This is a genomic window from Burkholderia sp. Ac-20344, from assembly GCF_017104975.1.
Taxonomy (GTDB): domain Bacteria; phylum Pseudomonadota; class Gammaproteobacteria; order Burkholderiales; family Burkholderiaceae; genus Burkholderia.
Genome location: NZ_JAAGPP010000058.1, coordinates 38,310 through 50,095 on the forward strand (window position 1 = coordinate 38,310; position 11,786 = coordinate 50,095).

Annotated in this window: 11 protein-coding genes and 1 pseudogene; 4 read left to right on the forward strand and 8 right to left on the reverse strand. The window is 66.2% G+C overall.

Going from position 1 to position 11,786, the window contains the following annotated elements; translation table 11 throughout:
• Window positions 1–521: 521 nt before the first annotated feature.
• Window positions 522–1,538 carry an AraC family transcriptional regulator gene (locus G3N64_RS19085; RefSeq protein WP_205785327.1) on the reverse strand — a complete coding sequence of 339 codons (1,017 nt, stop codon included), beginning with the start codon at window positions 1,536–1,538 and terminating at the stop codon, window positions 522–524.
• Between the two features lie 126 nt (window positions 1,539–1,664).
• Window positions 1,665–2,789 (reverse strand): MBL fold metallo-hydrolase, encoded by a 1,125-nt coding sequence (locus tag G3N64_RS19090; protein WP_205785328.1) that lies wholly within the window; start codon window positions 2,787–2,789, stop codon window positions 1,665–1,667.
• An 83-nt stretch (window positions 2,790–2,872) separates the two neighbouring features.
• Between G3N64_RS19090 and G3N64_RS19095 the strand changes: the two genes are divergently transcribed.
• Both G3N64_RS19095 and G3N64_RS19100 read left to right on the forward strand, forming a co-directional pair.
• A complete protein-coding gene (locus tag G3N64_RS19095; RefSeq protein WP_205785329.1) occupies window positions 2,873–3,526 on the forward strand; it encodes a TetR/AcrR family transcriptional regulator in 654 nt (217 codons plus the stop codon).
• Window positions 3,527–3,836: 310 nt separating this feature from the next.
• Window positions 3,837–4,328, forward strand: coding sequence for an NAD(P)H-dependent oxidoreductase (locus G3N64_RS19100; protein WP_205785330.1), 492 nt, complete (start codon window positions 3,837–3,839; stop codon window positions 4,326–4,328).
• A gap of 111 nt (window positions 4,329–4,439) precedes the next feature.
• Here G3N64_RS19100 and G3N64_RS19105 read toward each other — a convergent pair whose 3' ends face one another.
• A complete protein-coding gene (locus G3N64_RS19105; protein WP_205785331.1) occupies window positions 4,440–5,024 on the reverse strand; it encodes a DUF2889 domain-containing protein in 585 nt (194 codons plus the stop codon).
• A gap of 743 nt (window positions 5,025–5,767) precedes the next feature.
• On the opposite strand from G3N64_RS19105, the gene G3N64_RS19110 reads away from it, so the two are divergent.
• Window positions 5,768–6,430 carry a ProQ/FinO family protein gene (locus G3N64_RS19110; protein WP_205785332.1) on the forward strand — a complete coding sequence of 221 codons (663 nt, stop codon included), beginning with the start codon at window positions 5,768–5,770 and terminating at the stop codon, window positions 6,428–6,430.
• A 500-nt stretch (window positions 6,431–6,930) separates the two neighbouring features.
• On the forward strand, window positions 6,931–7,992 hold the full coding sequence (locus G3N64_RS19115; protein ID WP_205785333.1) for a DMT family transporter: 1,062 nt from the start codon (window positions 6,931–6,933) through the stop codon (window positions 7,990–7,992).
• Window positions 7,993–8,093: 101 nt separating this feature from the next.
• On the opposite strand, the pseudogene G3N64_RS39795 reads toward G3N64_RS19115, so the two are convergent.
• The 5 genes and pseudogenes from G3N64_RS39795 to G3N64_RS19140 form a co-directional block, all read right to left on the reverse strand.
• A pseudogene (locus G3N64_RS39795) lies at window positions 8,094–8,321 on the reverse strand (nitrogen fixation protein NifQ); the annotation flags it as partial.
• 84 nt (window positions 8,322–8,405) lie between these two features.
• Window positions 8,406–8,831 (reverse strand): TOBE domain-containing protein, encoded by a 426-nt coding sequence (locus tag G3N64_RS19125; protein WP_205785335.1) that lies wholly within the window; start codon window positions 8,829–8,831, stop codon window positions 8,406–8,408.
• A gap of 189 nt (window positions 8,832–9,020) precedes the next feature.
• On the reverse strand, window positions 9,021–10,520 hold the full coding sequence (locus G3N64_RS19130) for an efflux transporter outer membrane subunit (RefSeq protein WP_205785336.1): 1,500 nt from the start codon (window positions 10,518–10,520) through the stop codon (window positions 9,021–9,023).
• Entirely contained in the window at window positions 10,517–11,512 is a 996-nt protein-coding gene (locus G3N64_RS19135) for an HlyD family secretion protein (RefSeq protein ID WP_205785337.1), read from the reverse strand. Before G3N64_RS19135 ends, G3N64_RS19130 begins: the two co-directional genes overlap by 4 nt.
• Before the next feature lies 1 nt (window position 11,513).
• Entirely contained in the window at window positions 11,514–11,726 is a 213-nt protein-coding gene (locus tag G3N64_RS19140; protein WP_011350409.1) for a DUF1656 domain-containing protein, read from the reverse strand.
• Window positions 11,727–11,786: the final 60 nt, after the last annotated feature.

Below are 11,786 nucleotides of genomic sequence, written 5' to 3' on the forward strand. Positions count from 1 at the left end.
CCCGACGCCGAAGACAAATCGAATTGCTGCGGATCAGATCGACTTCAACGAACGACCGTGTCTCTGATCAGATGCGCCGCGCCGATATAGTTGTCACGTGACAACGCACACTGCGGCCGCACAATTCGTTGAATTGCATTGTGACGCGAGAATCCTGGCATCAGAGAATTTGCGGCCAGGCGACCGAAAGACAGTAAGGCGTTTCGGTCGTTGAAGAGGGCGTGAAGTCCCCACCAGTTCATGAGGTGGGTATGGGACGGCTTGCATGTGGCCGATTGATGCTTGCGAGGTTGGGTATGCGTTTGACTTCGAGCGGCGCTCACCCGTTGCGCGACTCTCTATGAGAAGTTTCCGGTCGGCCGCCGACTCATCAATCCTGAGTTGGCAAGATGAAAAAGAGCGTGCATCCCGTTGCGCACGTCTGCTTCACCCGGATCGATCCCTCGTGCGCGAAGCCGATTCAACCGTTCTACGGAGACCGCCTAACTCGGCATCCTGCATCTCCGATACCGCCCCCGCGGTCAATAAGTCGCCGCTACAGACAGAACGACGTCTGCTCCGCTCCGCAGGCTATCGATATCTCTCCGCGGCGAATTGCCGAACAGCCGGCTGTATTCGCGATTGAACTGGGTCGGGCTCGCATATCCGACCCTGAACGATGCCGACGCGGCGTCGAGCCGTTCGGACAGCATCAGCCGACGTGCTTCGTTGAGCCGTATCCATTTCTGGTACTGCAGTGGGCTCATGCCGGTGAGCTGGCGGAAGTGGTGGTGGAAGGTCGAACTGCTCATCTGAACCTGCGCAGCCAGATCGTCGACTCGCAGCGACTCGCCGTAATGGGTCCGCAACCACTGGATCGCCCGCGACACGCGGTTGCCCTGACTGCCGGCGGACGCGATCTGACGCAGGCGGCCACCCTGGTCGCTCGTCAGCAGCCGATAGTAGATTTCCCGCTCGACGTACGGTGCAAGCACGGCAATGGCGCCCGGGTCATCCAGCAACGCCAGCAATCGGTTCACTGCGTCGTAGAGCGGCTCGGTCATATCGCCGACGACGAGGCCGCGGCCTGCGGGGGCCCCCTCGTGATCCGGGGCGACCTGTGCCATCAGTTCGGCCATGACGCGAAAATCAAGCTTGAGTCCGATTCCGAGAAACGGCCTTTCACGGCTGGCCTCGACGACTTGCGTCGATCCGGGCAAGTCGAGCGACGTGATCAGAAAACGGCTGGCGTCGCAGAGATACAGGTCGCCGCTCTGAATGAGCCGCTTCGTGCCTTGAACGACGAGACCGAAGCTTGGCTCGACCATGCAGTCCATCGGCTGCGTTGGCGTCTCCCTTCGATGGAGGCTCAGGTTCGGAATGGCGGTGACGAGGTGGTCGACGCCTTCCGTCCATCTCCCGACACGCTCTGCGAGCGTCTGCCGCAGGTCGTTCTCCCGGCGCTGATCGCTTGATCGGGGGCCTGCCGGGTTGAATGCGGCGATGGTGGCGTCGGCGTCGAATTGGCCGGGGGCAGATCGGGCGGGTGCCGGATGCATGACTGCTCTACTCAGGTAATCGGGTCTACAGGCAGGTACGTCAACGTGCGGGTACGCAGGAAACGCGCCTCCCGGAATCGCGGGATTGCCGCGCTCCCGGGGAAAAATGTGCAACGACCGGTGGACCTATTTCGTCGCCTGCGATGTGCAAAGCGGCCAGCGGCGCGATTTCGTGGCAACGGCCGTCGCGCGCTCGTCCACCGTGCGCCACCACCGTCCGCCGCGATGCGGCTTGTCGAGAGCGAGGCGCTCGCCCATCCTCGGCGTCGACAGTTCGACGCCCCGGACGATCGCCAGCGCGGTGACGCGCTCGAACGGCTCCTGCCAGCGATGCATCGCGAGATCGAACGTGCCGTTGTGGATCGGAACCAGCCAGCGTCCGCGCAAATCGATGTGCGCCTGCACGGTTTCTTCAGGCTGCATGTGCACGTACGGCCATTGCGCATCGTAGGCGCCTGTTTCGATCAGCGTGACGTCGAACGGCCCGAGGCGCTCGCCGATCGTCCGGAATCCGTCGAAGTAGCCCGTGTCGCCGCTGAAGAACACGCGCAAGTCGTCGTCGACGATGACCCAGGACGCCCACAGCGTGCTGTTGCCGTCGAACAGGCTACGCCCGGAAAAATGCTGCGCGGGGGTTGCGGTCAGCGTCAGGCCGGCCACGTCGACACTTTGCCACCAGTCGAGCTGGCGGACTTTCTTCGCGTCGATGCCCCATTCGATCAGGCGGTCGCCGACACCCAGCGTTGTCACGAACACACCGGTGGTGGCCGCGAGCGTGAGCACCGTGTCGCGATCGAGATGATCGTAGTGATCGTGCGACAGGATCACGCCGCGCAGCGGCGGAATATCTTCAAGCGCGATCGGCGGCGCATGGAAACGCTTCGGGCCGACGCGCCGAAACGGCGACGCGCGCTCGGCAAATACGGGGTCGGTCAGCCAGAATTCGCCGCGCAGCTTGAGCAGCAGCGTCGAATGGCCGAGCCGGTACAGGCTGCGATCGGGGGCCGCGTCGAGTTCCGCGCGGGTCAGCGAATCGACGGGCAGCGCGCCTGCAGGCACGGTATTGCGCGGCTTGTTGAACAACATGTTCCAGGCGATCCCGAGCGTTTTGCCCAGCCCCTCGACCGGACGCGGCGCGACATTGCTGAAGCGCTCGCCATTGTGCTGCGGCGAGCCGCCAGACAACGCGCGGCCACGTCGGGCGGCCGCAAAACCCAGAATGCGGTGAATCAAAACGAGAGGTGACGCCATGCCGGTTCGTCCGATGGATAAAGTACACTGAGCAGTGTAGTTTATTTTTGGGATAAGTAAACTACCCGGTGTAAAATTTCTGAATGGATACCAGCACTCCCCCTCAGCGCCTGACCGATCGAAAGCGCGCGGCCATCGTCGACGCGGCCATCGAGGAATTTCTTGCGTCGGGTTACGACGCGACCAGCATGGACCGCATCGCTGCGCGCGCGGATGTGTCGAAGCGCACGGTCTACAACCACTTCCCGGGCAAGGAAACGTTGTTCGCCGCGATCCTGCAAAAACTGTGGGATGCGACCCGAACCGGCAGCTCGCCGACCTATCGTGCCGACGTGCCGCTGCGCGAGCAGTTGCTCGCGTTACTCGACCGCAAATTGCGCCTGCTCAGCGACGAGGCATTTCTCTCGCTCGCACGTGTCGCGATCGGTGCGGCCATCCATTCGCCGGAACGCGCGCGCGACATGGTCGAGCGCCTCGGCGAGCGCGAGGAGGACATGACCGTCTGGGTGCGGACGGCCGCGGCGGCCGGACGCCTGTCCGTCACCGATCCGGTGTTTGCAGCGCATCAGTTGCACGGTGTTGTGAAGGTATTCGCGTTCTGGCCGCAGATCACGATGGGCCAGCCGCCGCTCGAGGCGCCGGAGCAACAAAAAGTCGCGGAATCCGCGGCCGACATGTTCCTCGCGTACTACGCGCGACCGGAAGACACCGACGCATCGCGTGCCGCAACGCACTGATCGTGCATCCGGTCGAACTTGCACGAATCGAAGCCGGCGCCAGGCGCATGATCGACGCGCGCCAGGCGCCGACGAGCCGACGAGCCGACGAGCCGGCAAACGGGCAAACGGGCAAACGGGCAAACGGGCAAACGGGCAAACGGGCAAACGGGCAAACGGGCAAACGGGCAAACGGGCAAACGGGCAAACGGGCAACCCGCCGGCAGATCCCGCGGAAGCGAACGCGGAACAGCCTCACATGAAAGCTGGCCATCCAGCGCAAACCGGTGACGCCGCCGGTGCACCTGAAACCGAACGTGAGTAACGACGAATGAAGACGCTGTTGATCGTCTATCACACGATGACCGGAGGCACGCAACAGATGGCCGAAGCGGCTGCCGGCGCGGCGCGCGAGCAGCCCGGCGTCGACGTCAGGCTGCAGCGCGCGGACGCGACGAGCGCAGACGACGTGCTGGCCGCCGACGCGTACCTGTTTGCGACGCCGGAGAATCTCGCGGCAATGTCCGGGCTGATGAAGGATTTCTTCGACCGCTGCTATTACGCGGCGCTCGATCGCGTGAACGGCCGCCCGTATGCGGCGATGATATGCGCGGGAAGCGATGGGCAGAATGCGTTGCGCCAGATCGACCGGATCGCGACCGGATGGCGATTGAAGAACGTGGCGCCGGGCCTGATCGTCTGTACGCACGCGCAGACGCCGGAACGCATCCTCGCGGCGAAGACGATCGACGGCGACGATCTCGCGCGCTGCGCCGAGCTGGGCGCCGGCCTTGCAGCGGGACTTGCGCTGGGCGTTTTCTGATCAGCGGCGCCGTTGACGGTGATGACCGGCCGGAGCGAGGCCGGGGCGAAGCACGTTTGTGCACGCGACGCATGCATCCTGCGGGCACGGGACTGGCCGAATACCTGACCCTTAGCTGCCCTTCACCGTCACCGAAGGCCGGTGGTATTCGGGCCAAAGACGTTGCACGAGATCGCGCGATGCGCCATATGCATGGCAGCTGTCGATCTTGAGCGGCTTTCCGTCGCTGTCGCGCGCCTCGAGCGATGACTTCCGCATGCCGACCATCGTCTGATAGGCCGTGGTGGCGATCGGGCCGAGCAATTCCTTCAGGTGCGTGCACGTATCGCAGGACGGCAGGCGCTTGCGAACTTCGCTGTTCCAGCCGGCACCGATGCTCAGTCCGACGAGCGCCTGCAGCGAGTCGCCGCCCCCCGGACACTGCGCATACGGATGCGACCGGAGGAACGTGGATACGGCGCGGACGACCATGTCGGCGTCGAAGACCAGCGTCACCCCGAGGTCGTGGATCGGCGACAGCGCAGCGACCGTCCGCGTGCCGCCCGGCGGCGTGAAATCGAAGGTCTTGCGGTCCGCGAGGCAGGCCGTCACTTCGAACTGGCCGTCGCTGCGCCGATAGCCGCGCATGTCGATCTGCCGATGGTGAATCTCCTCGCGCGTGATGCCGTCGTGCGGGGTGTCGTGTGGGGGAACCATGTATCTGCTCCGTTTCGTACAACCGGGTCGTTCCTTGGGCCGGCAAGCGGGATGTCGGCGGCTGGCCGGAGGCGCAGCGAAGCGGGCCGAGGTTCGCTGCCGGCGACATCGATCCAGGCATACTACGCATTTTTCGGTATCTTCGTCCGCTACGGGATCGATGCGGACGCAACGAGTCGTGCGCGGGCACGGGTGCAATCGAAGGGAGCAGCCGCATGTCGTGGCACTTGCGCGGATCCATCGCCGTGATCGTTGAATCGCACGCAGCCGATGGCGCAGTCAGGGATGCCGAATCGCAGCCGAGGCCCGCGACGCACCGATGCGGCACGATTGCGTCAGACATCCCGAGGCGAGACACGACGCGTGGCGCATCGACCAGTGCCGCCGCCGGGGCCATCACGGTGCGCAAGATGGCCCCGATTTCCGCGGACGACGGTGAACGACGTGACTTCCGGAAACGTATCCATATAATGCGCATCACGACCGCACGGATGCATTTCCGGTGCCCCGAATCGGGCCAATGCAGACCGGCGAGTCAACCGGCTGCCGCGCGTACCGGTATACTTCCACTCCTGCCTTGTCCGGCATCGTGGCCGGGTGCCCGAAAACAGAGTGGCGTGCGCGATGCGGCCCCGTAGTGTTCCGCGTCGGCGGCAGACGGGTCGCCCGCATGGCGGCGAAGCTTTTGCGCCGCGCGGCATGGCCGCACGAACCACACCTTATATTCCTGGTGGATTGAATTTATGGGTTTTGAACAACTTGCCGAATTGCGGGCGCAGCTCGCAGCGAAGGCCAAGCAGGAGCGCAACGCGAAGCGGCCGGCAGCGCCGGCGGACACCGGCGCGAAGCCGAAGTCCGGCGACCGTCCGCAGCGTGGTGCCAAGCCGGCTGCGGCTGGCGGCAAAACACCGCATCGCGCGAAGCCTGCTTCGGCGAAGCCGTCGGCACCGGTCGATCCGGTCATCGTTGCGATCGGCAAACTGCAGCGTAAGTTTCCGCTTGCGTTCCCGAAGAATCCGGCCCCCAAAGTGCCGCTCAAGGTCGGTATCTGGGACGACCTCGCACGCGAAGCTCAGGCCGTCGGGCTCAGCGAAGCCGAACTGCGCGAAGCGATGTCGACGTGGTGCCGTGGCAACCGCTACTGGTCGTGTCTCGTCGAAGACGCGGTGCGGGTCGATCTGCAGGGCAACGAAGCCGGGCGCGTCACGCATGACGACGCAGCGCGGGCGCGCCGGCTGAAGGCTCGCCGCCCCGGCAAGGGCGCGGCGCAAGCGGCCAAGGGCACGCAGCAGCAGCCGAAGGCGGAGCAGCAGGCCGAGGCAGCGGCCGAGCCGCAACAGGCAAACGTGGAAGCGCAAGTCGACACAGCGCCGCAGGTCGAGCAGCAAACGGCCGGAAACGAGTAACCGGCACCGCGCCGCTGCATACCGCGCGGCGCCGGCCCGCATGCACATCGCGTGCGGTAAGTGACACGACAGCCTGACCTGCCTCGACAGAGGCAGGTCAGGACTGCTCTCACCGGCGCTCGGCGCGCCGGGCCCGTACCTGTCCCGACTCGAACCGACCACGCGACCACACGAAGAAAGTTCGTCGATCTGTGCTGTATGCGCGATATGTCGACTTTGTCGTTTGCGCATGGACGGTACGCATCTCCTGAATGCGGCAATACTTCATTCAATTAATTCGTTTTCCTAAAATAGAGCAACGCCGGGACCACTGACTGGCGTATGGGTGCTCGCGCCCGGTCGTCGCGACATGACGACGCGCGATAATCTCGACGAGACCGTCCGTTCGCGCGCAAGCTGGCCGGGGCAATGCAGCTTGCATTTCGAAAGGCACGGAAAGCCAGTTGCGACACGACCCGAAGCCACGGCCCACACCTTTCAACGTCAATTCAAACCGGATCATGAACCCGAGACATTCCGCGATTTTCGTCGCGCTCACCGCTGCCGCGCTGTTCGGCGCCGCGACACCCCTCGCCAAGGCGCTGGTCGGTGCGATGTCGCCGTTCATGGTCGCCGGGCTGTTCTATCTCGGCAGCGGCGTCGGGCTCGGTATCGGAATCCTGCTTCGCCGCCTGCACAACCGCCGCGCACCGGCCTCAGACGCTGCGCCGCTGCAGCGCGCCGATCTGCCGTGGCTGGCCGGCGCGATCGCGGCGGGCGGGGTGGCCGGCCCGGCTTTGCTGATGCTCGGGCTGTCGAGCACGCCCGCCGCGACGAGCGCGTTGCTGCTCAATCTCGAAGGCGTGCTGACGGCCGTCATCGCGTGGGTCGTGTTTCGCGAGAACGTGGATGCGCAGGTGTTCCTCGGGATGGTCGCGATCGTCGCCGGCGGCACGCTTTTGTCGTGGACGCCAGGCCGGGCCGGCGTGCCGGTCGGCGCGATGCTGATCGTCGGCGCATGCCTGTGCTGGGCGATCGACAACAACCTGACTCACAAGGTTGCCGCGAACGACGCGATGATCATCGCGTGCGCGAAGGGGCTGATCGCCGGACCGGTGAACATCGGCATCGCGCTGGCGACCGGCGCGACGCTGCCGGCGGTCCCGGTCACGGCCGCCGCGATGCTGACGGGGCTCGGCGGCTACGGGATCAGCCTCGTGCTGTTCGTCGTCGCGCTGCGTCATCTCGGCAGCGCGCGCACGGGCGCGTATTTCTCGATCGCGCCGCTGTTCGGCGTCGTGCTGTCGCTGCTGATCTGGCCCGCGCTGCCGCCCGCGACGTTCTGGATCGCTGCCGCGCTGATGGCGCTCGGCATCTGGCTGCACGTTCGCGAACGGCATGAGCATGCGCATACACACGAGCGGCTCGAGCACACGCACCGGCATCGGCACGATGAACATCACCAGCATGCGCACGATTTTGCGTACGACGGCAACGAGCCGCACGCGCATCCGCACGTGCATCTGCCGATCACGCACAGCCATGCGCATTTTCCGGACATTCATCACCGGCACCGGCATTGACCGCGACGTGAGCGGTGGACGAAACGGATCGCAAGGTGACCGTTTATGGGGCGTGCGCCGCATCGCGCGCGCATCGGTTTGCTGTGCCGGCCGATCGCGGTCGTCGGCATGAGTGCCGTGGTATCGGCCACCGGCAGGCACGAAAACTGCCGTGCCAGCAGGCCGGCCAACCGTGCATGAGACAGACCGAGCAGCCCGAGTTCGCTGCGGCGCGCGCGTGCCGCAACGAGCGCGCCGAACAGGCGTGCATCGGGTGTGTCGGCGTTGGCCGCTGCGGACAGCAACGCCTGCAGCGCGCGTTGTCGAACGTGATCGAACGCGGCTGTCATCGCGTGCATCGGCCTGACAGCCGCACCGCGCGATCCGCGTGAGTGCGCCGTGCCAAACGGATTGCCATCGCGATCGTCACGCGTTCACTCGACGCCGACGATCACGCTCGACGCCTTGAAGATCGCGGACGCAGCCGCGCCGCTCGCGAGGCCGAGGCGATCGACGCTGTCGTTGGTGACGATCGCGACGATCTCGGCGCCGCCCGCGGCCTTGACCACGACTTCCGAATTGACCGCGCCCTTCGTGACCGACGCTACCGTGCCCGAGACGCAGTTGCGGGCCGACACCTTGCTGCTGTCGACATCGACCATCACGATGACCGACGACGCCTTCACGAGCGCGAACGCCTTCGAGCCGGCCGCGAGGCCCAGCGAAGCCGCACTGCCGTGGGTGATCACGGCGACGATGTCGAGGCCGTCCTGCGTGCGGAGCGTGATTTCGTCGTTGACGGCACCGGCCTTGACGGCGCTGACCTGGCCGGCGAAATGGTTGCGGGCGCTGGTTCGCATGATGGATCTCCGGATGGATGCCGCTGCCGGTTCGGCAGCGGAAGATGAATGGAAATGCGTCGACCAGTTTACCGTCGACGAGGGGGCACGTCGTCCTCGGGATGCTATGGCGCGAATCTGGAAATCCCGCCGCCACCGGGCATTCCGCCAGGCAAAGGTTATGTCCGGACGGTGATGTCGCTGCTGCGATTATTCACTGGACGCGGGTGTCGCGGCGGCCCGTGTCGCAGCGGGCTGGGTATCGGGTGCCGTCGCGGTACGGTCGGATTCCCACCCGCCGCCGAGCGCGAGGAAGAGCCGCACCTGGTCAGCCGCGACCTGGCCTTCGGCTGCCGCCACTTGCGCCTGCACGCTCGTCAGCGTGCGCGTCGCGTCGAGATCGGAGATGAACGATTCGCGGCCGGCCAGATAGAGACGATGCGTTTCATCGGCGGAATTGCGTGCCGATTCGTAAGCCGTGCGCAGCGCCTCCGTGCGCTGCACGTCGGCCGCATAGGTCGCGAGGCTCGATTGCGTTTCGCGCAGCGCGTTCAGCACGACGCCGTCGAAGTGCGCGAGCGCGCCGCCCGTTGCGGCTTCGGCTTCGCGCACGCGCGCACGCTGGCCGTTGACGGGGAACGACCAGCTGATCAGCGGGCCGAACGACCAGCGATTCGTCGTGGACGAGAACAGGTCGGCGGCGACACCGACCGAGCCGGCCGATGCGCCGATGCTGATCGACGGATACAGCGCGGCGGTCGCCACGCCAATCCGCGCGGTCGCGGCGGCGAGTTGCCGCTCGGCTTCGCGCACGTCGGGGCGGCGGCGCAGCAGCGCGGCGCCGTCGCCGATCGGAATCGGCTGGCGCAGCTTCGGCAGGCGCTCGCATTCGGCGACGGCCTTCGGCAGATCGGCCGGCGCGCGCGCGAGCAGCGCGGCGAGCTGGTATTGCGCGATCTTGCGGCGGCCTTCGAAGCGCGGGATATCGGCGGCGAGCGTGCGCACCTGCGTCACGCCGCGCGTCACGTCGGTCTGGTTGCCGCGCCCGGCATCGCGCAGCCGTTGCGACAGCTTCACGCGCTGCTGCTGCAGCGCGAGCGACTGCTTCGCGACGGCCAGCTCGTCGCCGGACGAACACGATTCGACGTAGGCGCGCACGACGTCGGCGACGACCGTGATGCGCGCCAGGTCGCCGGCGGCCCTGACGGCCTCGCTGTCCGCGCGCGCGGCTTCGACGCCGCGCCGCAGCTTGCCGAACAGGTCGATCTCGTACGACACGTTGATGCCGACCGTGCCTTCGTTGACGACCGGCAGCTTGTTCTCGAGCAGGTATTGCTCGGCCGATTCCTGCGCACGCTGCACGGCGGCTTCCGCGCCGCCCGAGAAGCCGCCCTGCTGGCTCGCGACTTCCAGCGCCGCGCGCGAGCGCGCGAGGTTGGCCGCGGCGACGCGCAGGTCGGTGTTCGACTTCAGTGCATCGCGCACGAGCCCGTTGAGCACGGGGTCGTCGTAGAGCTGCCACCAGTTGCCGGGCACGGCGTCGCGCGACACGAGCGTACCGTTCGCATCGTCGAGCGCATGGTTCGCGAGCGGCGCATTCACGTAAGCCTGTTGCGGCAGCGTGTAATCGGGGCCGACGGACTTGCATGCGCCGAGTGCGAGCGCAAGCGGCGCGAGCGTCGCGGCGAGGTGCAGACCGTGCCGTTTCATTGCGATGCTCCCGCTGCGCTGGCGGCCTTACCGGCAGCCGTCGACACCGGCGTGACGGCGGACGCCGTGCTAACGGTCGCTGCCGACGCGCCGGCTGCCGCTTTCCCGTTGTCGTTGCGGCGCGTGTTGGCTTCGCGCATCGAGACGGTCGCGGTGCGGCCCGCGATCATCCGGAAATCGTCGGGCACCTCGTCGAGCACGACGCGCACCGGCACGCGCTGCGCGAGCCGCACCCAGCTGAATGCCGGATTCACGTTCGGCAGCAGGTTCGCGCCCTGCGTGCGGTCGCGATCCTCGATCGCGGCGACGATGCTCTGCACATGGCCGCGCAGCGCATGCGGCTCGCCCATCACGATGATGTCGACCGGCTGGCCGATGTGAATGCCGCGCAGCTTGGTTTCCTCGAAGTAGCCGTCGACGCGGAACGAATTGCGGTCGACGACCGACAGCACCGCGCGGCCGGCCGGCACGTATTCGCCGACGCGCGGCGCGCGGTCGTTCAGGTAGCCGTCTACGGGACTGACGATCGTCGTGCGCTGCAGGTTCAGTTTCGCGGTGTCGAGCGACACCTGCGCATCGGCGACGGCGGCTTCGCCCTGTTCGACACGCGTGCGGCTTTCCTCGACCTGCTCGCTCGCGACCAGGTTGCCGAGCTGCAGGTTGCGGGCGTATTCGCGCTTCGCCTGGGCGAGCGTCGCGCGACGCTGCGCGAGCGTGGCTTCGGCAAGCCGTTCCGCGAGCGTGTAGCGCGCCTGGTCGATCACGAACAGCACCTGGCCGCGCTTGACCTCCTGGTTGTCGGCAACCTGAACCGACGTGATGAGGCCCGCCACGTCCGGCGCGACCTGGATCACGTCGGCGCGCACGTGACCATCGCGGGTCCACGGCGAGAACATGTAGTAGTTGACGATGCGCCACAGCACGACGGCCGCCACGACGACGACGATCAGGGTGAGCAGGATTTGCCCTGCCGAGAGCCAGGTTTTTTTCACGTTAGGTAGCCACGAGATGGTGGGAAACGATCACGACGGCGGCAAACACGAACACGTAGATGCCGAGGTCGAAGATCGAACGGTGCCAGACGAGGCGGTAGAAGCCGACGCGCTCGAGCACGGCGCGCACGACGATGTTGATCAGGTAGGCGATCAGCATCAGCACGAGCGGGGCCGGCACGAATACGCCGAAGATGTCGATTTCGCCGATCATGGTCGCGGTCGGAAAGACGGATGGGAAAGCGGGCTCATGCGCGGGCTCATGCGCGTGCTC